The organism is Sphingomonas panacis (assembly GCF_001717955.1).
Taxonomy (GTDB): domain Bacteria; phylum Pseudomonadota; class Alphaproteobacteria; order Sphingomonadales; family Sphingomonadaceae; genus Sphingomonas; species Sphingomonas panacis.
The window spans coordinates 4,246,999-4,272,969 of sequence record NZ_CP014168.1; the positions used below are offsets into that span (position 1 = coordinate 4,246,999).

Sequence of the window (25,971 nt, forward strand, 5' to 3'; positions counted from 1 at the left end):
CCGGGTTTTTCCGTGAGGGAAGAGCCGGGTGAGCGGTGGACACGTCAACGATCATCAGATGAGGCTCTTCATGAAACATCGTCAAAGCGACCCGCTGCCCGTGGCAGCGGCCAAGGCCGGTATCAGCCGGGCGACAGCCTATCGGCTGCTCAAGGACGGGAGGCTGCCGTCGCAGAAGGCAGAGCCACGTGGCAGGCGCCGACCGGACCCGTTGGCAGAGATCTTCGACGCAGAAATCGTCCCACTTCTCCAGGCGGCGCCGGGGCTACGGGCAGTCGCCATCTTCGAGGAGATGCTGCGCCGGCATCCGGATCTCTCGCCCGGTGTCCGGCGGACTATGGAGCGGCGCATCCGGATATGGCGGGCGCGGCATGGTGCGGTGCAGGAGGTCATCTTCCGCCAGACCCATGAACCTGGCCGCATGGGTTTGTCGGACTTCACCGACATGGGCGACCTCGATGTACCGGTCACTGTCGCCGGCCAACCGCTCAAGCATCTGCTCTATCACTTTCGATTGGCCTGGTCGGGCTTCGAGCACGCCCATGTCATCCTCGGCGGCGAGAGCTATGTTGCCCTGGCCGAAGGCCTCCAGAACGCGCTGTGGGCGCTGGGCGGCGCGCCGCGGCTGCACCGTAGCGACAGCCTGTCTGCGGCATTCCGCAATCTCGACACCGACGCGCGGACGGATCTCACCCGGCGATATGACGCACTGTGCGAACATTATGCGATGGAGCCGACCCGCAATAATCGCGGCGTCGCCCACGAGAACGGCGCCATCGAAAGCGCGCACGGCCATCTCAAGCATGCCGTGAACGATGCGCTGCTCATGCGGGGGTCTGGCGACTTCGCGGATCTCGCGGCCTACCGGGCCTTCATCGACGAGATCGTCGCGCGCAAGAACCGCCGCAACGCGACCAGGATCGACGCCGAGCGAGCCGTGCTGCAGCCATTGCCGCCGGTGCGGACAGGTGACTATGAAGAGACCATCGTCACGGTCACCTCGACCAGCAGCTTCACGCTGAAGAAGGTGTTCTACACGGTCCCGTCCCGCCTCATCGGCCACAGGGTGAAGGTCCGCCTGTACGACGACCGGCTCGATCTCTTCCTCGGCGTGACACGCCTCATGACGCTTCGCCGCGGACGGGCTCCCGGCGACGGCAAGCATGGACACGTCGTCGACTATCGCCACGTCATTCACAGCCTGCGGCGCAAGCCCATGGCGCTGATGAACCTCGTCTATCGCGACCAGATCTTTCCGCGCGAAGCGTATCGCCGGACATTCGACAGCCTCATCGAGCAGTTGCCGGAGCGCACCGCCTGCAAGATCATCGTCGAGTTGCTCTCGCTTGCCCATGAGCGGGGCTGCGAAGCAGAGTTGGCCGCCGCCCTGACAGAAGATCTCGAAGCAAGGCGCCTGCCGGATCTCGCGGAGCTTCGAGCGCGGTTCTCACCAGATCCAGCCAGCCTGCCGGTCGTCTCGGTCCAGTTACCCTCGCTCGCCATCTACGACACCCTGCTGACGGGAGCGGCCGCATGAACCCCTCCGTCGATACCCAGCGCCTTGCCTTCATCCTCAACGAACTGCGCCTGCCTGCTATCAAGCAGGCCTGGCTCCAGTTCGCTGACCGCGCCGACAAGGAGGCATGGCCCGCCACTCGCTTCCTCGCAGCGCTTGCCGAGCATGAGATCGCCGAACGAGACCGGCGGCGCATCGAGCGGCATCTGACAGAAGCGCGCCTGCCACCGGGCAAAACCCTCGACACCTTCGACTTCACCGCCGTGCCGATGATCTCCAAAGCGCACATCATGGCGCTCTGCGCTGGCGACAGCTGGCTCGAGAAGGGCGCCAATCTCATCATGATCGGTGGACCCGGCGGCGGGAAGAGCCACCTTGCCGCTGCGATCGGCATGGCACTCATCGAAGCAGGCTGGCGCGTCCTGTTCACCCGCACCTCCGATCTCGTCCAGAAACTCCAGGTCGCGCGCCGCGAGCTGGCCCTCGAAAGCGCGATCGCCAAGCTCGACAAATATCACCTGCTGGTGCTCGACGACCTCGCCTACGTTACCAAGGACCAAGCCGAAACGTCCGTCCTCTTCGAGCTGATCAGCGCACGCTACGAACGCCGATCAACCCTCATCACCGCCAACCAGCCCTTCGGCGACTGGTCCAGAGTCTTCCCGGACCCCGCCATGACACTCGCGGCGGTAGATCGCCTCGTCCACCACGCCACCATCTTCGAGATGAACGTCGAGAGCTACCGACGTCGTGCCGCTCTCCAGCGACAATCAACCTGAGACACCCCTGTCGCGGAGCGGCGATCAACTCCAATCTCGGCTTGCATTGCCTGTCGCGCCGCGACAATCTCGATCCCGTCACGGCCTCAGAGTCTCATCCTGATCGCCGCTAATGTCTCACCCAGATCGCCGCGCGATACCTGGCGTCGCGGACGATACGAGCGCCGAAATAATCGAGGACGAGCGTGGGGAAGCGTCGTGCGACCGCTGCGAGGACCAAGTCCCCGGAATAGTCGATCTGAGGCACAGGTACGAACAGCTCGAGGAGGATGCGCGACCGCGCTTCATCCAGGCCTTCCACGATCGCGGCATCGACCACATCCATCAGACGATCGTTCCAGAAGGGATCCTTGGAGGCCCTGAAATATTCAGCGGAAGGAAGGAACACGCGGTCGATCAGCGACCGATCTGCCCCGCGTTTGAACAGGTGACCGGCCGCGTTCACCGTCTCGAGCACCGCTTCGGGATCGCCCAGTTCGCGCGCCCGGTCGCCAACCGTGGCAAGCGACGCGACGTCGATCTGATCGCGGCGTCCCAACCAGAGCGCGAGGCTGGCCAAGAACCGCCCTTCGCCGATGAAGCGCGCGACGTGCTGAGCGATGACATCGCCTTCCCCCGCAGCGTCGAGCCCGCGCAGGAGACGCACGAGGACTGGCTGAAGGTCGGGGTCCATCTGATAGAGCAAGTGCACGCCGATACCGGGATGCGCCTGCACGAGCGTTTCGACGAAATCCGTCAGCGGATAGCGATCGGCGGCATTCGCTGGCATCGTCAGGAAAGCGCGCAGCCGGGCAACCCACTCCGCTGCCTTTTCCGGGGAAACCTCGGCGGCGATTTCAGGAAACCGCTCCTTGCGCCATGCGGCCACACCGCGGAAGTCCGGCACGGCCTCGTCCCACGCCTTGGGGGCTACGGAATCGGTGCCAATCAATGTTTTGTAGAGCACGAACTCCGGGTCGGCGTTGAGGGCGTCGCGCAGCGTAAGGAGCGCGGGGACGAGCTTTTCCTGGGTGGAGACGAGTTCCTTGTTTTCGGCCATGCCGGCGGGGACCGCGCGGAAGTTGCGATGCACGCGAAGCGCCTTGATCTCAGTCTTGCGCCGAAGCTCCAGACTCCAGCCGGCAACGCGGTCTTGCAGAAACGCAGCAAGGCGGATCGCGTCGGCCATGACCTGGATGCGAAGGCCCTCGCTGGCGCCATTGGGCGGGGTCGCCGCGATCCACAGCGGTGCAAGAACGTCGCGACGCTCGGCATCGTCGGCCGTCGCGTCGAGCATCTGCTCGAGGATGTCGAAGGCATCCGTGTGGATCTTCCGGAGGCCGTCGCTTGCCGGGACCGTCGCGGTGCTGAACAGGACCGTGCGGAAGTCGCCACGCCGAACCCCGCTGATCTCATAGGAAAGCACCTTGGCGAGCATCGCGAGGATCAGCCCGGCAAGCGCCTTCCGATCATCGGCGCCGAGAGCCCCGATCCGCTCGACGATGAACGCCTGGATGCCCGCCCCGACCTTCTCCCATGCATCGACAGTGTAGGAGGCAAATTGGGCGCCGAGATCGGTCCAGATCTTGCGCTCGCCATCGGTCAGGGCACCCCGATAGAGGCGGGTGATCGTCTCGAAACTGAGCTTTGGATCGACATAGAGACCACGGCCGATCAGGTCGGCGGCGCGCTTGGCGACGATCTCTCCGGTCTTGCCGGGAAAATTGCCCATGATCGACTCGACGGGTGCGCTCTGGGTCCCCCGCACGCGCTCAACCGCTTCGGCGATCTGCGGCACGAGTTCGACAAAGACTCCGCTATTATCTGTGATCATCGGCAGGATCAGCGTGTCGGCTGACTCGAACGCCCCGAGCAGCTCGTCATTGTTCGTGGAGTTCGCGATCGTCGCGAGGGTCTCGTCAGCGGCGGCGTCGGCCTTGATGATGCGGTTGAAGTCGCTTGCGATCTTGTCGAAGGCGTAGCCGGCTGGCAGCAGATGCTCGCGCATCACCTTCGTCATGCGCGCGTTGATCGCCTCCAGATGACGCGGATCGACATGCTTGAGGTCCGGCTCCTTGTAGATGGTGTCATGGCCCATCTCGGCCCAGGCATGGTTAAGCAAGGTCTGCACCTGGATCTCGATCTTCAGCCCGGCGAATTTCGCATATTCGGGCAGAGCGGCACGGTCGGGCTTGAGGGCCACCATATAGTTGGTGCTGTCAAAGAGGCGGTCCTCGGTTTCCGTCCCCGGCACCGGGTGGTGTTCGTTGACGTTGAGGATATCGAAATTCTCATTGATCGCGCCGGTCGCGCCGAAGGCCGCGACCTGCGAGTTCGTCAGGAAGACGATGCGGCAGCCGGCCAGATCCTTGAGCGCCTCCTCGATGGCCGCGGCCGGATCGATGCCATTTTTCGCGAGCTTCTTCTTGAGCGACACCGGATCCTTGGCACGGCCGGTGATCGCGTGTGGTGTGAAGCCATGCCTGTCGACCAGCGAAACCAGGATGGTGCGGACCGCATCCACGAACGCCGCATAGGTTGCGCGCCCCGTCAGCTGATACTCGTCGAAGTTCATGCCCGCCCTTATGCTATCTCGTCTCCCGAAATCGAGAGTGGGCAAGAGCATTCGATTCGGCAAGCGACGGAACTTGGCCCACCAGGGCCCTGAGAAGCCGTTGCGGCAGCCGATCGAAATTTAACCAGTTTAACCGCGAGGAAGCCCTCGAACATCTTCCCCCCTCGATTTGCATATGCGCGAGTCTGTCAGGCTTACGCGTGTGCGGCGAGTTCAGGAAAAGGTCGCGCAATCTTGCTATCCTTGTCGTGTAGCTTGTGCTCCTCCATTTTGGCGAGCGCTTCGGCTGCCCTGCTGTCGATCAGACTGAAGAACCTCCGTTTGAGAAGGTCCTGGTCGATGCCAAATAGGTTCGCGATGACGGCGTATAGCGCGATCTCGTAACCGGTATATTCCGGGGCCTGTGGCCGGCAAACCACCTTCCCGCGAACCACCTAGAAGCTCTGGAGCTTGCTGGTCTCTTTGGAACAGCGCCGCAGCAGGATTTGCGGGACATAAGGGTGCTTCATCTATTGCGGTCGAACCTTCGCCAGTTCTGCGGCGAGAAGATCCGCGACGCTTTCGGCGAACCCTTGCGCGAGTAAGGCCTCCTCGCGGGAGAGCCTTATTTCCGGCGCCATGCTTTCATCGAGCAGCGCCTTGAGCCGCCGGGCCAGCGCCTGAGCTGCATCCCGGATCATCACGTCGTCCATGTCGCTCCTCATTGGGTCTGGAAGCTCAACGGCCGCGCGCCCGCCGCCGCCGGTTCATCGGTCAGGTAGATCATAGCATCAAACGGGATTATCCAGTAGGGCGAACGTCGCATCCGGCTGGCCGGCAAGACATCGGGCGCGCCGGCGCTGGCGGCGCGGTTATGCCCCGCCGATGCGCTTCCTCCAGCGGGCGCCATGGGTTGTGGACCGCTCGAAGTCATAGCCTGCCCATCGCAAATCCTCGTCGAGATAGGGATCGTCGGCGAGAAGATAGCGGACGGTCATACTATTGCCGTGCTGGACCAGATATTGCTGGTTGATCATGCGCGCCGCATCTGGCGGCATGGCGGATTGGCTGAAGCCCGGCGGGCCACCTGCGACGATGAAGGCGCCACACGTGCGGTCGAGCGTGAGCCACCAGGTTCGCAGATCGTTGAAGAAGTCGCCGAAAACGGATCGTCGACCGGGGACGGAGATCATCATGTCGGGTTCGTCGACGTCCGTAGAGGGATGGGTGAACGGCACACCATCACGTTGATGGCGCCAGCGTCCTCAGGGATCGCCGTATCCAAAGCGCCTTCGCGAAACAGCGCGTGCGCATTTTCCGCCGATGCGGCGATCCATGCGTGCATTTCATGCTCATCCTCGGTCAGGCCGCCGTCTAGTTGACCATCTGCGAAGCGGGCGGACTCCGCTTCGATAAAGCGCAGTGTTTCGAGGTTGCGGCGCTGAAGGTGCCGGGCGAAGCCGTAGATCGGTATCCTGTCCACCTCGGAGAGCGACGCGAAGGAGCCCTCCGCAATCATCTTCCATGTCGCGCTGTTCGAGAAGGGCGTCTCGATCGCCTGGTTGATCGGGCCCTCGATCGAGCGGGGCACGCCGTCTTGGACATAGGCGTGAAGGGCGTCCTCATAGCCGATGCGATCGATGGATTTGCGGTCGATGGCGACGATGTCGCCGTGCCGCTCGACCACGCGGACCTTGTTCGCATCGTCCGCGCACGCGAAGCGGCGGAGGTAGAATTGGGGCACATAATGGTGCCGTTTCGGCCGCCCGGCGGTCATGCGGGCGTCGCCTCGGCCGGTGCCGCTGTTTTAGTTTGCGACGCCTGAGCGTCGATGTCGAAACCGTCGATCGACAGGCCGACGATCATATTGATGAACGCCCTCGCCTCCGCGATCACTGCCTCAGCCTCGTCGTTGCTGCTGAACGATCCCTGATGGACGACGGCATTGCGAACTTTGTTGATCTTGCCCGCCGAGCGGATGAGGGCTCTGGCTTTCGGGCTCGTCCCGGGGGTGGCGAAGAAGACGGGCACGTAAAGCCGTTCGACCTTCAGAGGGAGACCATTCGCCCAGCGAAGGAACTGGTCGATGATCGCGGCATCGAACTGGGTCTTCTTGCCCCACTCGGTGCGCACTGCGTAGTTGGCGGCGATTTCCGCTGCGGTGGCGCAGCGAACGATTGCGGCAGAGGGCTCGTCGCGACCGTGGAGCCCCGATAATTTGGTCCATTGTGACTGTAGTTTCTCGAGATCGGTGCGCTCGTTGTACGGCTTTTTCGAAGATTGTCGGTGAGCATCGCCCTTTGATCGCGCCACGCATTCCCCCTGCTCCATTATCTACCAAGGACTGTATCGCATCGTCATTGCGGCGGCGAGGCAATCGTGACTTGCAACCGTGAGCGTTTGCGTCATCCTTTTCGAAGTTGGCACGGGGCGGCGCCGGGGACTTTGATGACATCGATGGTGGACCAGTTACCGCGCATCTTTCAGGCCAATCTTTGCCGGTTCTTCGATCGTGTGATCGAGCCGGTCATGGACGGCCTGCCAGCGCATGCGGTGCTGGAGGTCGGGGAAGCGAACAGCCTTGACCGGTTTCTCGACCGCGCCGCGGCGCAGGTCGACAACTATACCGCGAACGAAGCAGCCAAGGCGTTCACCCTGACCCTTGCGGGTCTGTTCGAGCGACAGTTGAGCCGGTGGGCGCGTGCGATACAGGACGCCGGCGTTGCCGATATGAGTAAGCTTGGCGGTTTCGAAGCGCTGCTTGGGGGCTGCGCCGAGCAGGCCCAAATCGATCTCGTGACGGATGGACTCGGGCGGGATCTGACCCAGATGTTCATCGTCGCCAATGTCGTGCGTCATGGAGAGGGGAAAGCGTGCGAGAAGCTCAACATGCTCGCGCCTGACCTGTGGGACGAGAAGGCGGTCGACTATCATGACCTCCTTCCGGGAGAGGCGATGGCGAGCGAGCATGTGCGGATCCGAAAGTCTGACCTTCTGCGCTATGTTCGCGCCGCGATGCGCTTTTGGGGCCTTGCCGACCCACTCCCGCTGGCCGTGACCAATCCGCCCTATGGGAGCGAATGAGGCTGTGTCCGAGATGTTCGAAACCGAGGATGATGGCCCCCGCTATCGTAGCGTATCCGAGATCGGCCGCAGTGATCTGTTCGAGGCGCTGAAGTCGCTGGCCGGCTTTGCGGACAATCCGTTCCTGGTGATGCAGGCGAGCCAGCTATGCCATGTCGACAATATGCTCAACGGCTTGGAGGAGAAGATCCTACAGCAAATGGTCGAGGACGATCCGCCCCGTTCGACGCTTGCCATGGTTCAGGCGCTTTCACCGATGTGGATCTTTGCGGCCTATGAGTTGCTACGGACATGGCGCCAGCGCTGCGAGGAAGTCATCCGATTGGCGGAAAATGGGGGCTTCGGCCAGAAGGCGACCCATCTCGAGCGGGAACTTGGCTATCGTCATTATGACCGTGAGCTTCGTGCGCAACAGCTGCGCGATGCGGAGGAGCGGCCCGAGCTGGTGGAGCAGATGCACATCGATCTGCGCCGGACCGAGATGGGCTTCACTACGCTCGAGTTCATCCGGGTCGCGCTTGCGAAGCATGAGGTGAGCAAGAAGGGCAACAAGAAGCCGATCGCCTTCGCGCCGGGGCTAGCCCTCCCCAATCGCTACACCGGCTCGATGGATTATGAGATGAGTAATGGCGGTGCGATCATTGGCTATGTCTCCCGGCGCGATATTGCGGAGACGATCCGGCATTTTCCGGAGGCGGAAAATCCGAGCGACGAGGATCTGGCGGGTTTTCGGCAATATATGAGCCCTCCCGATGTGGAGCCTCCGGGCGCAGGGACCCAATGAGCGAGAAGCCGTCGGGTAGCCCTGCGCCAAAGGCATTCGATCTCCTGGCGTCGCTCGCTGCCTTCGCGCAGGCCAACCGGATCGCGCTCAACGATCCAACGCTGATCGACCGCTTCATGGCCGATGCCAGGCCGAAGCTCGAGACGGCGCTGGCGGACATGTCGCTCGTACATGGCTCGCGTACTGAGCGGCTTTTCGAGGCGACGGTGCTGACGCTTGGGCGCTTCAAGATGTTCAAGACCGAGGATATCGGCCGCGTGCATGGGGCGATGAAGGCGGGCGCGCCCGACTTCCGGGTGGTTCTCAACGATGGCGAGCAATGGCTGATAGAGGTCAAGAATGTCCGCAGCCAGAAGCCGTTAAAGCAGAGCACGACGATGTCGGCCGCCTATCTCAGATCGCTTCAATCTATGCGGAAATGGTCGGCACACCGCTCAAGCTCGCAATCTTCTGGTCGCTCTGGAATATCTGGACGATCGTGTCGCCGGAGCGCTTTCGCCGCCCGGATGGCGGCCTGCGCCTGACCATGCAGGATGCGGTGATGGCCAACGAGTTCGGGAGACTTGGCGAGACCATCATCATGACCAGAGCCCCCCTCCGGCTCATTCTCGATGCGGACCGGAAGATGCCGAGCAAGCTTAGCCCGGAAGGCTTGGCGGAGTTCATTATCGGCGCGGCGCGGATGTATAGCGGCGACACGGAATTGGCCGATCCGATGGATCGCAGGCTGGCCGAGATCCTTTTCCTGTTCGGAGATTGGCCGGTCGACGATCCAGTCGCGCGGATGGACCGTGGCGAGATCGCAGGCGTCGAATATGTCGCGCGTCCCGAGGAAGAATCCGATCAGGGCTTTGACGGAATCGGCTGGGCCAGCCGTATCTTCAGCCGCTACTATGCGGCCCAGACGGTTGACGGAGACCAGGTGATCCAGTTCAATGGCGAGGCAGCACCCGAATGGTTCGCGCCGCTCGGCGACTGGGACTTCAAGAATAGCAAGCTGCCGCTGTGGCTGGGGCACATCGCGCCCAACAGTGGAAGCGGCGAGGCCGAGACTGGAACTGATTGATTGATCAAGGTCCGGTTGGACTTCACGCGCGAGCCCGGAGTCAAACTTGTCCGTCGGCGGGCACTGAATGACGCCGCGCCGGCGCCGCGCAGTTGCGGCCGGGTTCGACCTTGCCTTTGTTCAGCGCTGGGGCACCCGCATGGCATTCGGGCAGCTGGACAGATGGCCTAGCGAGATCGGCGCGCCGGTCCAGCCTGCAGCACCACCGTCGAGATGCGTGGTGAGATGGGTCGCGGTCGCCAGAACATCGCCACCGGCCAGCGAATGGCCGCCCGTTGGTGGGCTCCAGGAGCCATGAGCCCAGCTCTGGCTGTGATGTGCGGTCACGGCCGCCGCGACGGGATGGCGAACAGGCGGCGTCTTGGGGCCATGACCATTGTCCGGGCCGAAGGAATAAAAGAGGCGCGCATAGCTGTTTAGGGATCGGGCGAATGGAATGCTGCTGACGCCCATATCGGCCCCATGATGGGGGACGATCATGGCTGCGATATCCGACGGCGCGCTCTGCGCGATGAGGTCATAGCCCGCATCGCCGGTCAGAACCCAGGATCGCCCGCTGGGGCGATCCGTGACGATGAGCACAAGCCCGCTGCCGTTGCGCCCGGTGCCGGTCGCGCGCTGCAGGTCATAGTCCTGACGCCCGCTGGACCAGGTGAGCGCGGCGGCCCCATGGGCAACGACGAGGATGTTTCCGCCCGCCTTGAGAATGCCGTTGGCGAAGGTCGTGTGCGAGGTCGATATCGTCTGACGGGGCACTACCCAGTTCCGCGCCTCAAGGCCGGCATGGCCGGCGGCGGCGGCCCAATGGTCGGTATCCCAGTGCGAGAGGATGACGGTGGGCGAGGAGCAGGTGCAGAAATCGATCGTCGTCGGCGCGGTCGGCGAGTTGCGCCCCGAACCCCGGCCGGTGTCGAAATAGTAGATTGGCTTGCCACACTGGCAGACCAGGGCGGAGGCTGAGCCCTGCCCGATGTCAAAGCAGACCAGAGCTTCGAGTTCGCATTGCGGGTGGAGCGCCGAGATCAGGTCGGCCTGGCTCGCGTCGGGCCAGGTGGTCATGTCGAACAGGGTGGACAGCGGGCCTGATGGCGCACTCGCAGGGGCACTATGCAGATAGGCCCGCGTCGGCGCGCCGAAGAGCCCTCCATAGACATCGACCGGGGTCTCGCTGACCACATCGGACAGCTCGAGCGAGAGCCAGCTTTCTTCATCGCGCGGCATGAGGCCGAAAAACCGCTGGCCGGGCGACAGTGAAAGTTCGAGCCGATAGATCGGAACCTCCTCATAGCCATCGGGTCCGTCCCCGTCGCCGCCGTCGCGCCCGAAGCGCCCACGCCAAAAGCTGGCGATGCGACCCTCAAGGTCGGGATCGGACAGGTTGAACGGTCCGCCTTCACCGAACCCTTTCCAATCCGCATCGACAGCGTCGAGCACGAAGGTGAGGTCGTCGTCCGGGGCGGGCGCGATCGGTTCGATATCGTCGAGCCTTGCAAACGCCCGGCGCGGAAATCCGCGGCGATATTCATTGCGGTCGAAGAACCTGTTCAAGTCTCACTCCTCGATCGGGCGGTGTGTCAGTATTTCGGAGCAACCTTGAGCGCACCGGCTCGCTTGGGAAGTTTCTCATCCAGCTTCGCGATTGCCCCGCCGTCTCCATGGTGTCGGGCGGCGAGCAGCTCGCGGATGTCGGCGGCGATCCTGCGGCGGTCAGCAAGGGTCAGCTTCTTGTAGCTCTTCACGTCGCGCAGATAAGCCTTGTACCAGGTAGCGAACCCGCCGTTCCACACGCGGTCCATAGCTTCCAGATTCTGTTCGAGATGCTTGTAGAGTACGAGCAGCCGGCGCCATCTGTGCTCGTCAAAATCGAAGGCGCCATCAGTGAACTTGCGGCCGGCCTCATAGCCCCACCGCATAAGCTGGCGAGACACTTCTGGCGGCATATCGAGGTTGAGGCCCCCCTCGCGATCGGTGAGGAAGATGCGGGCGACGCGTTCGCGCTGGCCGGTGATCTCCGACAGGAGCTGGTCCTGCCAGTCCTTGGCCGAGTTCAGGATTTGCCAGCCGAAGTCGGCGGGGCTTTTCACTTCCTTGACCTGGACGCCCATGCCCTCGCTGGCCGTGGCGGGCAACGCCACCCGGCTTGTGACTTCGTCGGCCTTGCACAGCAATTCCTCGAGGCTGAACGCGAAGGTGGGACGGGTCGGCAGCGGCGCGTCGAACATATGGATGGGGAAATTGGAGCTGATCCCGCCATCGGAAAAATGGACGGTCCTGATCTGCGGGGCCTTGCCCGGCTCGCCGCCAAGCGACCTGATGATCGAGGGCAGCTCCTTATCCTCGATCCTGAGCGGCACCGCGCTGAACAGCAGCGGGAAACTGAGGCTCATGCGGACCGCGATCACGACCGGGAGCTTGTCCTCAAAGGGAAACAGCCACGCACCGGCTTCAAGGTCGGATCTGATCGTCCCGCCCTCATAGAGGTAACGCATCACGCGCTCGGGAAAGAGCCTGTCCCAGTCTGCGGCGCGGAACGCCGCGGGCACGCCCAGACGCGGCAAGGTGTGCGGGCGCCGCATCGAAAGATTGGTCGTGACAACCTTGAGATCGACCTCCGGCTTGTCGGAATCGGGGCCGCGCAGGTCGCCAAACGTTAGCGGGACCGGATGGTTGGGATCGCCAAAGGCGATGTGCTGGAGCGCGTTATAGATCCAGTCGGTGAGGCCCGGCGCGTCATTGCCCGGCTGTGTCAGTCCCGTGCAAACGCCATAATGATGCTCGGGGAGCTGGTTGAACGCATCAAGCAGTGGGTCGGCAAATACACGCCGTCCCCAGCGGTAGAAGCCGAGGACACCGGCGGCCCCGAACCCCAGCACTGTCGCGAGGCCGGTCGCATAGAGGCTCGACTGAAGAAGGAAGGAGGGCAGTCCGAGCGCAATTCCGCCGCCAAACGCCGGCAATATGCTCCGCCGCAGCCCCTTCCTGACAATTGGCCCGATCCCCCCGGTGGAGATGGCCGCCTTGATGCTGTCGGCCGCAGGCACAAGGTTCGCGCTCGGCTGGAACAGGGACAGCAGGCGATCGGGCAGCCCATCGCAATAGGACTGGAGCGTCAGGAAGGCATCCGGTCGCCCTTGCAGCCGGCCATATTCGGCAGCGGCCGCGAAGGCGGCGGCGATCGCCCCGGCTGAAGTGCCGCCGAGCGAACGCAGGCGATATTTGGTAGCGATCTGGAGGACGGCGTAGGGATAGACCACGCCCGAGGTAATGCCCCCCTTCATGATCATGTCGCATTCGGGCGGCGCGCCCAGCGCGAACTGCTCGGCCGTGAAGGTGGGAAGTTCGATGGCTGGCGCGATGCTGTCGGCCTTGACCGCTGTCTTGGCCATCAGGGGGCTTGCGTCGAATTCTGGACCGGACCGGTATAGTTGGGATCGAGCGCGCTGTTGATGAGATGTGCCAACCGGAAACCGGCGAGACGAATGCGCGCCTCGGCAGCAGGCGCGTAGGTTGTGAGATACGCCTGGCTGACTGGCTGGAGCCGCTTGGGGCCGCTGGAGGTCAGCACATCCTGCGTGTCGGAATAGCGGCAGGCCGAGCCGGTGATGAAGCAATAGGAGACGCCCGGATCGCGGGTGATTGCGTACGACTCCTGCGCCCATTGCCAGGGCTCGCCGCCGACCATCGCCTGCTCTTGGGTCAGCGTCGTGTTCGCCTGAAGGGTATCGACCGCACGGTAGGTAATCGTGTTGGGTCCCCAGCTCTTCTTGAAGTCCGCGCGCTTGCGCACGCGCTCGAACATGCCGGCTTCGAGCAGGCAATTGTCCCAGACCGCATGAAGATTGTCGACGCGGTAGGAGGAGGTGCCACATTTGCCGGTGAGCTTCGCATCGATACCGTTGCCGCCGCGATCGTCAGCGTAGGAGATGTGTAGCGGCTGATGGATGTCGCCCACCCAGTGGCCCAGCGCCATCAGGGCGAAAACCCGGTCCTCACGCGGAAGCGCGCTGTCCTTGAGGATCGCAAGGTCGCGCGCGATGCCTGCCAGTATGCATTCGCCGCCGGCGGGACACTGCGCCCGCGCGATAGCAGGAACGGTGCGAGCCACGTTGATGAAATGGTCTTCGGCATGACGCCGCGGGAGGGCGTCTTCTTCGAGACAGCCGAGATTGAAGGCGGTGTAGCGCCGGTCGGCCATACGGCCCCTGCCCTTGACGAGGATGCCGCCGGAGCGAGACTGAAGCAAGGTGTTGACCGCCTGCCGTGTCGCGGGCGTGAAATTGCGATAGGCGAGATCGCAGACGGTCAGATGCCCATAGCGTCCCCAGGCCTTTGCGGGTTCGCTTGACGAAAGGCCGATCCCTGCCAGTCCAACGATGACGAGAAGCCAGAGCCAATGTCGCATGATGTGTCCCCCACTACAGCGCGACTCATCATATAATGATTATCCGAACGAGCATATCGCGTCCGACCACCTTGGAACAAGTTTTGGAGCGCAGTTTACTTGACCCGTCCGGGAGGGACATGACGCGGATATAGTATCGAAACGAACATGGCCCCGCTGTCGAAGATCGGGCATGTCGCGCATTCTTCGCCATGGCCTCCACAGGCTGGGCCAGGCCCTTCGCACGGAATGCGTGATGGACGTCGCACCGCCGCAAGATCGTGCGCGAGAACGCCTTCGCCAGGGACCAACGCGGACCTTCGCCGGCTTGACTTGTTGTTCTTGTTATGTACCAGATAAGCCTTGGAGGCAGCCATGATCCGCGACTTTCTCGCCACTTATGATTTCAACCTTCCGCTCGACGATGCGGCGGTCGATCCCGACTTGCCGCTGGTGCGACGCCGGCTGGCCAGTCTGGCCGCGGCCGAAGGTTTGAACGGTGGATATTATGAGGCTCAGGAACTCGCCGAGGCGTTGCTCGATGCGGCTCGGGAGGCCAATGCCGAGATCGTGAATGACGACAGTCCTGCCCGTGCTCGACTCAGGGACATTCTCGAACGAGACCTGGACTATCAGCGCGAGCTTTTCGAGGAGGTGTGCGAGTTGCCGCTTGGTGATGCGGTCGCGCATCTGTGCTGGCTCACGGAGCTGATGAAGCAGCGGGTCGATATGGCGCGGCCGGTGGCGGCAATCCTTGGACGGTAAGGTCAGGGCAATCTATTGCCGCAGGCCCCGATAGTCTCGAAGGGCTTGCTCCACCGCGATCCGCGGTGACGCCGCCTTGCACGGACGCTAGTCTGAGCCATGGATTCCGAACCAGCCTATCTCGACACACTCGACCGCCTGCTGCTCGATCAGCCCGATGCCATGCTGATATCGCAACTGGACGGGTTTTTGACCGGCATCGTCGTCAGCCCGGACCTCATCACGCCTGGCCAGTGGATACCCCTGATCTGGGCGGGGGATGAGGGCGATGGTGAGCCCGAGTTCGAAACCGCCGCGGAATTTCAAGCCGCGCTCGATCTCATCATGACGCACTATCATGCGATCCTCCAGTTGCTGAAATATCCGGGCGACTATGTGCCCTTGCTGGAGGTCGATACCCGCAGCAACGAGACGATGTGGGAGATGTGGATCGACGGCTTTGCCCAGGCCATGGCACTCGCGCCCAGCGGTTGGGCGAAGATACGGGCTGACGATGATGCCGGCTGCCATGCGGCCCTTGATGGCATCCGTACCCTCAAGGATTTCGCTGCCGGCGATCTCACACTATCCGAAGCGGAGGAAGATCGCTGGGACCGGGAGGCACCCGATCTGATCCCGATCTGGGTCGAGATGCTACACCAATGGCGGTTGGAGAACGACCCTCATCGCTCTGCGACCGCAAAGCGTATGAAAGTGGGCCGTAATGCCCCCTGCCCTTGCGGATCTGGTAAAAAGTACAAGAAATGCTGCGGTACGCACTGAGTGCGCGGCGAGCGTGTTCGAAAAGCCTTCGGCAAAGGCGACGTCGTGGTCTAATGCCTACCTGTAGCGGCTCGCAATCAGAGATGCCTGTTCACATTATTCGTACCGGCTGGGTTCTGTAGAATGGGGATCATTTTCCATAAGCGCTAACTTAATGTGTTCACCGCTGGCGATGCGGGCGGCCGACGCAACTGCCAGCCAACAATCGCTCCAGACATTTTCTCAATCGATTGCGCCAGCTCCATAGCCCTGAGCGTATCGATGCGGGTTTGGGCGGCGCTGGCGCCGCCCGATTCATATCACTTGTCCTGCTGCGCCGCCGGCAGATCGGAAGCGATCAGGGCTGCAACGTCGGTGACGAGAATACCCTGCCGATCGTTGAACGTGCCTTCCTTCGGCCACGACACACCGCGCCCGATCGCGAAAGCGGCGCGGTACTTGCGCATCATGTTCTTCGGATCGTTTGCCAGCTCGGCCATCAGGAAAGGCACGGTCCAGACCGACCGCTTGAAAGGGCGACCGAGTGCTGCTTCCAGCTTGTCCGCGACCTCGCCGTAGGTGACGGTGTCGCCGGCGACGAAGACGATCTCGTTGCGTATCGTCGGCTCGAAGAACACGATCTCAGCGGTCAGCACACCAATGTCGTCCGGCGTAGTCAGCGTCACGGCGGTGTCGAGGCTGCCGAGCGCATGAACCTCGCCATGCTCCAGATCGACGACGCCGAAGCCAGGCTCGAACAGATAGCTCATGAACATGCCGGTGGAGATGATGACCCACTCGGTCTTGTTCTGCGAACGCAGCAGCTCGCGCACGTCGAGCTGCGCATCGAAGATGTCCTGTGGCCCACCGCGGCCGATCGCCTCGAAATCGACGCCGAACTGCCACGGGAAGTAGCGCGGAATGCCCGATTGCAGCGCAGCCTTGGCGAGCTTCATCGGGGTGTTGATGCCGGCCGCATAGCCAGCGCAGCCGATCACGGTGTCGTACCGCGCGAACAGCTCGGCCAGCTCGTCAATCGTATCGTTCACCAGATCGCCGAGGACAATTTCAATGCCCGCCGCGCGGATCTCCGCAATGTCTCGCTGCTTGGCCGGGTCGCCTGATTCGATGGCGCTCTCGCGCAGCAGGACGCTGACCTTGGCGCCTTCGATGTTCTTCGCGCGCCGCACCAGGTTGCGCAGCACTGGCATGCCGAGCTCGCCGGCACCCAGGACGAGGATGTTCCGTGACTTCACGGTGGAGGCTGTATCGTTCATCGTTCTCGCTCGTTTTCATTTTGGCTTCCGGTGATCTGGCAAGCCGCGGGCAAGCACGAAAGATAGGTACATGCGTGATACTGCTATTAATTCCTTGAGCCAGGAGGACATCCTCCGATACTCGCAGACGGTCTGTGATGGCCTCCGCGACGATGACGATGGGCTGCGGCGTGAGGTGCTCGCCCATGCGGGCAACCGCTGGTCACTCGGAGTTATTCACACGCTTGGCGTCTATGGCCAGCTTCGCCATGCGGAGATCGGCCGCCGCATGCACGGGATCACGCAACGCATGCTGACGCGCACCCTGCGTCACCTGGAGCGCGACGGTCTGGTGGTACGTCACGACTTCGATGAGATCGTGCCGCATGTCGAATATTCGCTGTCGGACACCGGCCTTGAACTCTTGGTCAGACTCGTTCCGCTTTGGACGTGGATCGTTGGGAACGTCGATAGCTTCCGCGCCTCACGGGCGGCGTTCGACCGCAACAATCCTGAAGAAGAGCCTAATTGAGGCTCCGCGTCATGCTCTATCCCGAAATACCATCCCTACGAGACAGATCAAAATCAAAGCGAACGGCCTTTTGAAGAGCGCCGTTCGTTTGCTGGAGACACGTCTCCCGCTTGACGCAGTCGGTATGCCGTCTAAATTGCAAACTGCCTAAAAAGACAGCGATGCAGGTATGGTGACAACCTGCGGTCTCCTCGGAGACAGTCACGCTTGAGCGGGTAACGCCGCTCTTGGCCATGGCCGGACACAGCGAGGGTTCGCCTCGTGCGTGGCCGGTCGTCGTTGTCTGACCGCGATCGGCTCGTGTTCGTCTCACCAACGGAAAGGCACGACCATGAAGCTGAACCACATCAACCTCTACAGCCACGACACTGAAGCTGATCGGGCGATGTTCGAGCATTATTTCGGCCTGCGCACGCTCGTCGTACGGGGCAAGAAGATGGCAATCATGCAAGATGACGACGGGCTGGTGCTGATCGTCAACCACTTCGACAGCAAGCTCGACGGTTTCGACTACCCCAAGCAGCTCGACATCCTGCATATCGGTTTCATCCAGGCCACCCGTGATGCCGTCGATGCCGTGCATGCGCGCCTGAGCGAGGATGGCTGGGAGATGCAGGAACCGCACGAGGCGCACGGTGGATGGTCCTTCTATTTTCGGGCGAAGGGCGGCTACTTCGTTGAAGTGACGACGCTGACGCCGATCCGCCCCGAAGAAGCCTATCACGGCGAGCGGCAGTAGCATCCGTCTCGGGTCGGCGGAGGCATCCGCCGACCATTCGCAACCTCAAAGCTGTTCGGATGGAACAGCGAACGACACGACCCGCAACGCGCTGCTGCCGGGGCTCCATTTTCCGAAGGACGACCTATGTTCACGCACGTCATGATCGGCAGCAACGACCTGGAGCGATCAAGAGCTTTCTACGACGCGACATTCACGGCGCTGGGCGGTAAGCTGGGTAAGAGCGACGAGAGAGGCCGGCTGATCTATGACCACGAGGGCTGCCGGCTGATGATCACCCGGCCGATCGACGGCAATCCCGCGACCGCAGCCAATGGCGGAACCATCGGCATCGCCGCGACCAGCCCCGACCATGTCCGCGCATGGTACGAGGCTGGGACCGCGCATGGCGGCACCGCGATCGAAAACCCACCCTGCGAGCGCCCGAACGGTGTTTTCGTCGCCTACCTGCGCGATCCGGACGGCAACAAGCTCACCGCGCGAACGAAGACGACGCGATAGCGGCGTGGCGATCGGCTTCGCGGCGGGGCAGTGAAGCCTATGTCCATTGGCATCAGCCTCATCGTACTGCTCGCGGCGGTCCTTCATGCGAGCTGGAACGCCCTCCTGAGGGGAGGCAGCGATCGGCTCTGGTCGATGACGGTCATGTGCATCGCCATCGCGCTCGCATGCGCGCTGATGGTGCCCTTCGTGCCAGTTCCTGCAGACGCGAGCTGGGGCTGCATCGCCTTTTCGGCGCTGCTTCATACCGGATACAATCTCTTTCTCGTCCGCACGTACCGGCAAGGCGATCTCGGACAGACCTACTCGATCGCGCGCGGCGTCTCGCCGCTTCTGGTTTCGCTCGGTGGCGCGATCTTCGCGCGAGAGCTGCCCGACGCGTTCAGCTTGGCCGGTGTGCTGCTGGTATCGGGCGGTATCGTTTCGTTGGCCTTTCAAGGGCGGACCATTGGGCGGCGGACCTTGCTCTTCGCGCTCGGCACCGGCTGCTTTATCGGCGCCTACAGCGTAACCGACGGCGTCGGCGTCCGGCTGTCGGGCTCAGCGCTCGGCTACACGGTCTGGATGTGCCTGTCGTGGGGTCTGCTCGCGCCAGCAACCTACATCATGTTACGCGATGCCCGCTCATTGGTCCGGGGGCGAAGGGAGGTGCTCGTAGCGGCCGGTGGTGGGCTCGCCTCGCTTCTGGCCTATGGCATCGTCATCTGGGCCATGGCGCGTGGCGCGATGGGACCGGTTTCCGCGCTGCGCGAGACAAGCGTCGTCTTCGCAGCCCTGATCGGACGCGTCTGCCTTCGCGAACACCTGAGCCGTTATCGGATCGCCGCCTGCCTCGTGGTGGCGGCAGGGGCGCTTCTGATCGGCCATGCGGGCTGACGACGCAAGAGGGTGGACTGGATCGATCGTGCAGCAATCAGGCTACCGCGCCATCCTCAGAATTCGTGCTTTTTGGGAGAGCCGCCTTCAGTCAGCCAAAGCCGTTTCGATCGCTGCTGCCGCATGGAGGGCGGTCGTGTCGAAGATGGGAACCTGACTGTCTTCCGACCGAACCAGCAGCATGATTTCGGTGCATCCCAGGATCACCGCCTCCGCGCCGCTCTCAACCAGGCGGGCGATGATCGCGCGGCAAGCATCCCGCGATTCCGGCAGAACCTTGCCAGCAACCAGCTCCTCATAGATGATGCGGTGGACGGTAGCGCGGTCCTCGTCGTCTGGAACGATGACATTGAGGCCATGATGATCGGCGAGCCGGCCTTTGTAAAAGGCATGTTCCATTGTGAACGCGGTGCCGAGTAGTCCCACCGTCTTGAAGCCGGCCGCCTTGATGCGTTCGGCCGTGGGATCGGCGATGTGAAGAAGCGGCACGCCTACCGCCGCCTGAACGTCGGCCGCCATTCTGTGCATGGTGTTGGTGCAGATCAGCAGCACGTCCGCACCCCCCGCTTCGAGGCGTCTTGCCGCATCGATCATGCGCGTCGTCAGGCCCGGCCAATCGCCCCTGTGCTGCAAATCCTCGATTTCGGCGAAGTTGAACGACCACAGGAGGCACCGGGCCGATGCGGTCGGGCCGAGCCGGTCCCTCACCCCCTCGTTGAGGATGCGATAATACTCTGCGGAACTCTCCCAGCTCATGCCGCCGATCAGGCCGATCATCTTCATGCGCCTGCACCCCTTCCGGTTTCGACATAGCGCACGGCTACATCGCACCTTGCGTAGCGCGTGCCGTAATCGGCCATGATGACGGCGTCCAAGAGGAACTCGCCTGGCTTGAGTCCTCGTGCGGCCTTTCGGACCCCATCTTGGTTAGCTCGAAGCCGGTCGTGCCGGTCTTCTGTAGCGCGCACGTGCCGATTATCCCCATCCCTGCACCCTAGCGCATCAGATCGTCTGCGAAACGCCGGAGAAGCTGCCGCAACTGATCAAGGTCTGCATCCGTCCAGTCAACCAGGATGCGATTTGCCAACCGCTCGCGTGCCGCGTTGAGCGCGGCGACCATTTCGCGGCCCTTTGCGCTGACCGTGGCCTCCCGGACGCGCTTGTCCCGGACCGAGGCCTGACGCTTGATGAGGCCCAGTTCCTCCAACTTGGTCATCTGCCGGCTGATCGTTGTGTGATCGCGCCCTGTGCGATCGGCCAGTTCGACGACACCGATCGGGCCATATCGCGATACGCGCGCAAGCAACGGAAACAGCGCGCGATCCAGGGGAATCCCGGCTTCCTCGATCAGCCTGTCGTCGCGGCGAGGGCGATTTATCTCGTCGACGAGATCGATGATCGCTGCATGCAGCCCGCGCAGGACGTCAGAGTTATGTGCATTATTCACGCTTTTTGTTGCCTCGAGGGTCGAAGGGATATACGTGCATATTACACATTGATTCGGAGATTTGCCAATGTCCTTCGACACGGATGTCCTGATTGTCGGCGCTGGCGCCGCTGGGCTCACGCTCGCCATCGATCTCGCTCGCCGCGGCATCGACTTCCTGCTGATTGAACAGAATGCACAGCCGTTTGGCGGTTCGCGCGGCAAAGGTATCCAGCCCCGAACGATGGAGGTGTTCGAGGATCTGGGCTTCGTCGATCGGATGGCGGCAGCCGGTGGGCCATATCCGCCCATACGACACTATCGCGCGGACGGCACGACCGAGGAATCGCTGCTTACCGAAGCGGATGTCGCCTCGAGCCCGGCGGAACCTTATGCCGCGCCGCTGATGTTACCCCAGTTCAGTACAGAGGCTGTGATGCGGGAGCGACTTGCCGAGCTGGGCCATCGCCCCCGGTTCGGCCAACGGCTGAGCGGATTCGAACAGGACCGCGACGGCGTATCGGCCCGGATCGAAGATGCTTCCGGCGAACGGAACCTGCGTGCCCGTTTCCTGATCGGAACCGATGGCGGCCGCAGTTTCGTTCGACATGCCCTTGATATCGGTTTCCCGGGTGAGACTTTGGGGATTCGCGCTCTTGTCGCCGATGTGCAACTGGACGGCCTCGATCGCGATGCCTGGCATCGCTTCCAGCTCGGCTCTCCGGCAACCCAGCTGATGATCTGCCCGCTGGCTGGAACAGACCTGTTCCAGGTTCAGGCGCCGGTGGCTCTAGAAGGCGAGGTCGACCTCTCGCCTGCCGGGCTGACCGCGCTCATTACCGAACGCTCAGGCCGGTCGGACATCGCCGTGCATTCGGTCTCCTGGTCCTCGGCCTATTCGATGAATGCGCGCCTGGCAGATCACTATCGGCGCGGACGGATCTTCCTCGCGGGCGATGCTGCGCACACGCATCCGCCGACCGGTGGACAGGGTCTCAATACCAGCGTTCAGGATGCGTATAATCTCGGCTGGAAGCTGGCGGCTGTATTGGGCGGCGCGCCGGACGCGCTGCTCGACACCTATGAAGAGGAGCGCAGGCCGATCGCGGCCGGCATGCTTGGTTTGGCAACGCGTCTGCTTGGCGAAGCGAAGCAAGGCACGATGCGGCGCGATCGCGAAGCCCGCCAGCTCGATCTCGGCTATCGCACCTCGTCGCTGTCGTTGGCCAACTCGGCCAGAGCGCGGATCCAGCCGGGCGATCGCGCACCCGACGCTCCGTGTCGAGGACAGGCAGGACAGCCGACGCGGCTCTTTACGGTCTTTCAGGGCCCGCAATGGACGCTGCTTGGCTATGCCGCAGCCGATCGACCCGCTCCGCGTGCCGGCATCCGCATCGTCATGATCGGCGAGCGGAACGACATCATCGACGATGGTGGGTATATAGGCGGCGCCTATGGCCTCCAAGCAGGCCAGTGGGCGCTCCTCCGCCCGGACGGCTATATTGCCGCGTTTCTCACCACCGAAGAGCTGGACGTGAAGCTCCCGAGCTATCTTGGGCACGTTTTTCCAGTCGATCCCGCCAGTACCTGCCTGGCAGGCTGATCAGCGACGCATGACAGGGCAGCGCAACAAGGTTCATGGGTGCGGTGCGGCACCCTGAAGGTTAGGCAGGAGCCGTTATGGAACAAAAAAAGCGTTCTATGGTAATGAAGGGCCAACACCAGACCGCTTATGGCACGGAACGGGACAATCGACGCGCGAGGCATTGGGCCCAATCGCCAGGCTTGCAAAGCTCAGGCGCGACCGAGGGGAGCGGGAATCGGTTGAACAAGGCGGGGCTCGGTCGAACCAAGGGTCGCCAACAGTCTCGCTTCAGCGGCTCCAATGCTTTCAGCGTCGTCGAAGGCGTCGATCGTGAAGGCGCCGCGAGCGAACCCCTCTTCTGGATCCAGTGCAAGTGCCACATAATGGCGTGGCCAGCAGCATAGTTGGAGCCAGGGCCAGTTTGGTGCTGGCGGGCTATAGCGCGCGAAGATGATGTCTTCTGTCAGTAGCGCCGAAGGGCGACGATCAAGCAATGCTGGCGCGATCAGCCGTTTGCGTCGTTCGCATAGAAATGCCTCGAATTCGTGCGCTTCCGCAACGGTTTCGACGATCACCGGATAGTAACGGTCAAGCGCAAGCCCCTGCCCTGAAAATTGGGATGGGACATCGATCAGGAGAATATCTGGCAAAGTCGGCAACGGCCGTTGGTAGTAGATGCGCCTTGCGGCCAGATGATCGATCAAACGCATGGGCTCAAAACAGACGGCGCGCGCAAGCGACAGTCAAGCGGAGACGCGGACAGGTTGACGCGATCGCGCTCGGGCCGGCTGTGGCCGCGCGCCATCGTTGAAGCGGTCGAGCCAGGATTGCATGGATGGTCGGCGCTCGACGGGGATCCCGGCCGCGCTCTCCTGGAAGCGTATGAGATCGGTGGGCGCGGATGCAATGATCGCGTCGATGTCGGAAGCATCGAGCAGGTGCTCCGCGCGGATGAACGCCGTCATCGATCCTGGCCGCGTCCGCGTGGAACGGCGCCAAAGCCCTTCGACGCTTTTGAGGCGTGGCGCCGCGCGCGCCTCGAGAAGGACGATAAGGCGAAGCTGCTCGGGCGGGAGCGCACGAACCTCATCTGGTTGCATGCCGGAGCAGAAGAAGCAGCTGCTCTTGCCGAATGGCGGGAGGCCAGCGTCGGCGATGCAGCGCTCGCAATCCTCCCGAGTCCATCCCCATTCACGAAGCGGGTAGCGATAGTCGTAGAGGTCAGAGACATGGCCATCGCGATGGGCGTAGCGCTGATTGTCGCGGGCCGAGCAATCGTAGCCGATGAGCCGCGTGACCTTTTGTCCGGCGTCCCAGGCCCGGCATGCGGGTGGCCAATGCTTGACCCATTTGTCCTGTGGGGAAATCTTGTGACGCGCCGAGCAGGAGTGGAGGCCAAAGGCGATCGACGGCAATGTGCCGTTGGTCAGGCAGGCTTCGAGCAGGTCGTTATAGGGCGGCCAGTGCTTGACGCGTGTCACCTGATATTCGACGATTTCGTTGGCGACGCCGTGCGCATCCATCCAGGCGCGAAAGACGGGGATGAGCGCCGTCGTGTGAGGTTGCTCGGGCATTGCCGCCAGCAGGACCATGTCGGGCGCCTCGCCGCGTCGGACGAGCTCGATAATCATCGCGGTCGAGTTCACGCCCGCGCCCCATGCTGCAACCACGGGAGCTTCGAACGACACGTTTGGGCGCGAGGCAGTGATCGCCGCCGCGAGCGGCGGTCGTTCGGCAATGAACATGACGATTCTCCAGGCGATGGCAGGATGCGTATGGCCGCCTCAGCGCGGCGATCAGCCGATCAGGCGATCAAGGTCAGCAAGGTCTGGCAGCGGGCGGGGCCGATGCTGGTGACACGGAAGGGCTGCAGTGGATCGTTCGTCCGAAGGACGAAGTGGGGCCGGCCGGTCGAGCGGCGCATCTGGACGGCGACCGCATAGGCGTTCTCATAGGAGGCGAGTGCCGCGCGCTTCGGCGAGGCCGCATCGATGGGCGAGACGGGCGTCACGACTGGTGCTCCATGGGACAATCAGGATCGGGAAAAACGGGCAGGTGCGACGCGGCCGGCTCGTCGCGATCGAACAGAACCCAGGACACGTCGCTCTCGAAGGCCTGGACCAGGATCGCCCAGAATTCTGCACTGATGTCGTCCGGGCGCTCTGAACCGCTGCCGACGACGCACGTGTGGGCGAAGAAGCCATAGGCATAGGGCTCGATCACGAGATCGGGATGAACAGCCTCGACACGGCCATTGGCGGCTCGGGGGGCGGTGGCGATCAGCCGGTCGATGTGATGTCGTTCGGACACGGGCAGGTGGACGGTCGAACAGACGAGAAGCGCAGAATGGCGCATCGAAATTCTCCCTTGAAGGTGTGCGAACAGGCGTTGGGAAGCAGTCGCCCTAGGCGGCCTGCGCCAGAGCGAGCGAAAGCGTGTTGCGGTCAGCGCTGATGGTCAGGCTGCGCCCTGCCGGAATGAGCCACTGGGCATGCTCGAAGACCGCGGCGCGCAATTGGGCGTGGAGCGCTTCGTCCTCGCCGAGCAATAGTTCATTGGCGAGATTGAGGGCCTGCCGCTCGGACGCAAGCGACTGCGTTTCCCAGCTGTCGCTCTCATGATTGTCGGCATACCTGAACAGGCTCGCATAGATCAGGTCGGCAAGCGCGCCCGGCTGCACGTCCGCCTCGCTATCGAAGAGGATGGTCGCCTCGTCGACCGGCGCCAGGATGGCGGACAGTTGCTGATGCGAGAGGTTGGTCATGATCATCTCCCAAAAAGCGGAAGGGCGCGCGGGCGGGGGCGACCGTTGCGCGCTGGAGTGGGGAACGAGGCTCTCAGCCCTGGCCGATCGCGCGCCCGATCCTCGTGAGGGCGTCGGCGATATGCCGCTCGACCTCTTGCGTGGTGAGGCCGAGGCGTTCGGCAACCTGGGCAATGCTTTGCTCGTCCTGCTGGTGCGCGAGCAGAATGGATCGTGTGATATCCGGCAGTGCCGCGAGCGCGCGGGCGTAGCGTTCGGCCGTAACCGCATCGATCTCGCCGATGCTGGCGGGGTCGATCCGGACCCAGGCGCGCACCCAATAGCCTTGCGCATCCCGCGTAACGACGTGCTCGTCGGCGTCGATGCGCAGGAAGCCGCTCGACGCCCAGCGATCGCGCGCTTCGGCGATTACGGGATCAGCCGGCCCCGGGACGGCAGACAGGCATGCCTCGATCCGCGAAGCCAGATCATAGCTGTTGCGCCGCCGGTCGCGCCGCAGGCTAAAGCGCGGATGATCGTTGAAGAAGTCGAGCGCTTCGGTGAGCAGCGCGCGGGCATCATGGTTGGGCATGGGACATCTCCTGTGCGCCGATCCCATCGACAGGCAGCACGCCCTCACCCCCTTCCCTCCCGGGTCGCCCGG

The 25,971-nt window shown here is 62.9% G+C and carries 30 protein-coding genes and 1 pseudogene; 13 read left to right on the forward strand and 18 right to left on the reverse strand.

Annotated features, from left to right (window positions below):
• Positions 1–28: 28 nt before the first annotated feature.
• Positions 29–1,537 carry an IS21 family transposase gene (gene istA / locus J0A91_RS19575; RefSeq protein ID WP_069206300.1) on the forward strand — a complete coding sequence of 503 codons (1,509 nt, stop codon included), beginning with the start codon at positions 29–31 and terminating at the stop codon, positions 1,535–1,537.
• Positions 1,534–2,289, forward strand: a pseudogene (gene istB / locus J0A91_RS19580) (IS21-like element helper ATPase IstB); the annotation flags it as partial. The gene istA and the pseudogene istB, both read left to right, overlap by 4 nt.
• A 115-nt stretch (positions 2,290–2,404) precedes the next feature.
• Here the strand turns inward: istB and J0A91_RS19585 are convergent.
• The 6 genes from J0A91_RS19585 to J0A91_RS19610 all read right to left on the reverse strand — a co-directional run bounded on the left by J0A91_RS19585 (position 2,405) and on the right by J0A91_RS19610 (position 7,141).
• Complete coding sequence (locus J0A91_RS19585; RefSeq protein ID WP_169833179.1) at positions 2,405–4,798, reverse strand: RelA/SpoT domain-containing protein; 2,394 nt, start codon at positions 4,796–4,798, stop codon at positions 2,405–2,407.
• 245 nt (positions 4,799–5,043) lie between these two features.
• Positions 5,044–5,283: a hypothetical protein gene (locus J0A91_RS19590; RefSeq protein ID WP_069206303.1), complete on the reverse strand. Its 240-nt coding sequence runs from the start codon at positions 5,281–5,283 to the stop codon at positions 5,044–5,046.
• Between the two features lie 75 nt (positions 5,284–5,358).
• Positions 5,359–5,541, reverse strand: a complete 183-nt coding sequence (locus J0A91_RS19595; RefSeq protein ID WP_069207500.1) for a hypothetical protein — start codon at positions 5,539–5,541, stop codon at positions 5,359–5,361.
• A gap of 159 nt (positions 5,542–5,700) precedes the next feature.
• Positions 5,701–6,021, reverse strand: coding sequence for a hypothetical protein (locus J0A91_RS19600; RefSeq protein WP_169833180.1), 321 nt, complete (start codon positions 6,019–6,021; stop codon positions 5,701–5,703).
• Positions 6,021–6,605 carry a DUF4238 domain-containing protein gene (locus J0A91_RS19605; protein WP_083224800.1) on the reverse strand — a complete coding sequence of 195 codons (585 nt, stop codon included), beginning with the start codon at positions 6,603–6,605 and terminating at the stop codon, positions 6,021–6,023. Before J0A91_RS19605 ends, J0A91_RS19600 begins: the two co-directional genes overlap by 1 nt.
• On the reverse strand, positions 6,602–7,141 hold the full coding sequence (locus J0A91_RS19610; protein WP_069207501.1) for a hypothetical protein: 540 nt from the start codon (positions 7,139–7,141) through the stop codon (positions 6,602–6,604). The genes J0A91_RS19605 and J0A91_RS19610 overlap by 4 nt, the downstream gene beginning before the upstream one ends.
• Before the next feature lie 216 nt (positions 7,142–7,357).
• Here J0A91_RS19610 and J0A91_RS19615 point away from each other — a divergent pair, with 216 nt between their 5' ends.
• Genes J0A91_RS19615 through J0A91_RS19630 form a run of 4 tightly spaced genes read left to right on the forward strand, consistent with a single transcriptional unit; the run spans position 7,358 to position 9,762 of the window.
• The gene (locus tag J0A91_RS19615) at positions 7,358–7,912 is read left to right on the forward strand and encodes a hypothetical protein (protein ID WP_240502095.1); all 555 of its coding nucleotides are present in this window, start codon (positions 7,358–7,360) and stop codon (positions 7,910–7,912) included.
• Between the two features lie 13 nt (positions 7,913–7,925).
• Positions 7,926–8,696 carry a hypothetical protein gene (locus J0A91_RS19620; RefSeq protein ID WP_069206306.1) on the forward strand — a complete coding sequence of 257 codons (771 nt, stop codon included), beginning with the start codon at positions 7,926–7,928 and terminating at the stop codon, positions 8,694–8,696.
• Positions 8,693–9,220 carry a hypothetical protein gene (locus J0A91_RS19625; protein ID WP_206364931.1) on the forward strand — a complete coding sequence of 176 codons (528 nt, stop codon included), beginning with the start codon at positions 8,693–8,695 and terminating at the stop codon, positions 9,218–9,220. Before J0A91_RS19620 ends, J0A91_RS19625 begins: the two co-directional genes overlap by 4 nt.
• Positions 9,175–9,762: a hypothetical protein gene (locus tag J0A91_RS19630; RefSeq protein ID WP_206364932.1), complete on the forward strand. Its 588-nt coding sequence runs from the start codon at positions 9,175–9,177 to the stop codon at positions 9,760–9,762. Before J0A91_RS19625 ends, J0A91_RS19630 begins: the two co-directional genes overlap by 46 nt.
• A 120-nt stretch (positions 9,763–9,882) precedes the next feature.
• Here J0A91_RS19630 and J0A91_RS19635 read toward each other — a convergent pair whose 3' ends face one another.
• Genes J0A91_RS19635 through J0A91_RS19645 form a run of 3 tightly spaced genes read right to left on the reverse strand, consistent with a single transcriptional unit; the run spans position 9,883 to position 14,164 of the window.
• Positions 9,883–11,310, reverse strand: a complete 1,428-nt coding sequence (locus J0A91_RS19635; protein ID WP_069206307.1) for a ComEC/Rec2 family competence protein — start codon at positions 11,308–11,310, stop codon at positions 9,883–9,885.
• A gap of 26 nt (positions 11,311–11,336) precedes the next feature.
• Complete coding sequence (locus J0A91_RS19640; protein ID WP_069206308.1) at positions 11,337–13,148, reverse strand: patatin-like phospholipase family protein; 1,812 nt, start codon at positions 13,146–13,148, stop codon at positions 11,337–11,339.
• Positions 13,148–14,164, reverse strand: coding sequence for a S1/P1 nuclease (locus J0A91_RS19645; RefSeq protein ID WP_069206309.1), 1,017 nt, complete (start codon positions 14,162–14,164; stop codon positions 13,148–13,150). Before J0A91_RS19645 ends, J0A91_RS19640 begins: the two co-directional genes overlap by 1 nt.
• A 354-nt stretch (positions 14,165–14,518) precedes the next feature.
• On the opposite strand from J0A91_RS19645, the gene J0A91_RS19650 reads away from it, so the two are divergent.
• On the forward strand, positions 14,519–14,908 hold the full coding sequence (locus J0A91_RS19650) for a hypothetical protein (protein WP_069206310.1): 390 nt from the start codon (positions 14,519–14,521) through the stop codon (positions 14,906–14,908).
• A 99-nt stretch (positions 14,909–15,007) separates the two neighbouring features.
• On the forward strand, positions 15,008–15,670 hold the full coding sequence (locus J0A91_RS19655) for a UPF0149 family protein (protein WP_069206311.1): 663 nt from the start codon (positions 15,008–15,010) through the stop codon (positions 15,668–15,670).
• A 299-nt stretch (positions 15,671–15,969) separates the two neighbouring features.
• Here J0A91_RS19655 and J0A91_RS19660 read toward each other — a convergent pair whose 3' ends face one another.
• Positions 15,970–16,926 (reverse strand): aromatic alcohol reductase, encoded by a 957-nt coding sequence (locus J0A91_RS19660; RefSeq protein WP_069206312.1) that lies wholly within the window; start codon positions 16,924–16,926, stop codon positions 15,970–15,972.
• Between the two features lie 70 nt (positions 16,927–16,996).
• Here J0A91_RS19660 and J0A91_RS19665 point away from each other — a divergent pair, with 70 nt between their 5' ends.
• From J0A91_RS19665 to J0A91_RS19680, 4 genes are all read left to right on the forward strand, one after another.
• Positions 16,997–17,437, forward strand: coding sequence for a winged helix-turn-helix transcriptional regulator (locus J0A91_RS19665; protein WP_240502096.1), 441 nt, complete (start codon positions 16,997–16,999; stop codon positions 17,435–17,437).
• A 331-nt stretch (positions 17,438–17,768) separates the two neighbouring features.
• Positions 17,769–18,176 carry a VOC family protein gene (locus tag J0A91_RS19670; protein WP_069206314.1) on the forward strand — a complete coding sequence of 136 codons (408 nt, stop codon included), beginning with the start codon at positions 17,769–17,771 and terminating at the stop codon, positions 18,174–18,176.
• A 126-nt stretch (positions 18,177–18,302) separates the two neighbouring features.
• The gene (locus J0A91_RS19675) at positions 18,303–18,677 is read left to right on the forward strand and encodes a VOC family protein (protein WP_069206315.1); all 375 of its coding nucleotides are present in this window, start codon (positions 18,303–18,305) and stop codon (positions 18,675–18,677) included.
• A gap of 39 nt (positions 18,678–18,716) precedes the next feature.
• Positions 18,717–19,553 (forward strand): DMT family transporter, encoded by an 837-nt coding sequence (locus J0A91_RS19680; RefSeq protein WP_069206316.1) that lies wholly within the window; start codon positions 18,717–18,719, stop codon positions 19,551–19,553.
• Between the two features lie 87 nt (positions 19,554–19,640).
• Here the strand turns inward: J0A91_RS19680 and J0A91_RS19685 are convergent, their stop codons facing one another.
• Positions 19,641–20,336: an aspartate/glutamate racemase family protein gene (locus J0A91_RS19685; protein ID WP_069206317.1), complete on the reverse strand. Its 696-nt coding sequence runs from the start codon at positions 20,334–20,336 to the stop codon at positions 19,641–19,643.
• A 211-nt stretch (positions 20,337–20,547) separates the two neighbouring features.
• Positions 20,548–21,000: a MarR family winged helix-turn-helix transcriptional regulator gene (locus tag J0A91_RS19690; RefSeq protein WP_069206318.1), complete on the reverse strand. Its 453-nt coding sequence runs from the start codon at positions 20,998–21,000 to the stop codon at positions 20,548–20,550.
• 67 nt (positions 21,001–21,067) lie between these two features.
• Here J0A91_RS19690 and J0A91_RS19695 point away from each other — a divergent pair, with 67 nt between their 5' ends.
• Positions 21,068–22,582, forward strand: coding sequence for an FAD-dependent oxidoreductase (locus J0A91_RS19695; RefSeq protein WP_069206319.1), 1,515 nt, complete (start codon positions 21,068–21,070; stop codon positions 22,580–22,582).
• A gap of 191 nt (positions 22,583–22,773) precedes the next feature.
• Here J0A91_RS19695 and J0A91_RS19700 read toward each other — a convergent pair whose 3' ends face one another.
• The 6 genes from J0A91_RS19700 to J0A91_RS19725 form a co-directional block, all read right to left on the reverse strand.
• Positions 22,774–23,274, reverse strand: coding sequence for a hypothetical protein (locus tag J0A91_RS19700; RefSeq protein WP_069206320.1), 501 nt, complete (start codon positions 23,272–23,274; stop codon positions 22,774–22,776).
• A gap of 33 nt (positions 23,275–23,307) precedes the next feature.
• Entirely contained in the window at positions 23,308–24,195 is an 888-nt protein-coding gene (locus J0A91_RS19705) for a hypothetical protein (RefSeq protein ID WP_338056991.1), read from the reverse strand.
• Positions 24,196–24,368: 173 nt separating this feature from the next.
• Complete coding sequence (locus J0A91_RS19710; protein WP_069206322.1) at positions 24,369–24,575, reverse strand: hypothetical protein; 207 nt, start codon at positions 24,573–24,575, stop codon at positions 24,369–24,371.
• Positions 24,572–24,919 (reverse strand): DUF5983 family protein, encoded by a 348-nt coding sequence (locus J0A91_RS19715; protein ID WP_069206323.1) that lies wholly within the window; start codon positions 24,917–24,919, stop codon positions 24,572–24,574. Before J0A91_RS19715 ends, J0A91_RS19710 begins: the two co-directional genes overlap by 4 nt.
• Before the next feature lie 49 nt (positions 24,920–24,968).
• The gene (locus J0A91_RS19720; protein ID WP_150126995.1) at positions 24,969–25,328 is read right to left on the reverse strand and encodes a hypothetical protein; all 360 of its coding nucleotides are present in this window, start codon (positions 25,326–25,328) and stop codon (positions 24,969–24,971) included.
• Between the two features lie 73 nt (positions 25,329–25,401).
• Positions 25,402–25,899: an RNA polymerase sigma factor gene (locus J0A91_RS19725; RefSeq protein WP_069206325.1), complete on the reverse strand. Its 498-nt coding sequence runs from the start codon at positions 25,897–25,899 to the stop codon at positions 25,402–25,404.
• Positions 25,900–25,971 lie beyond the last annotated feature (72 nt).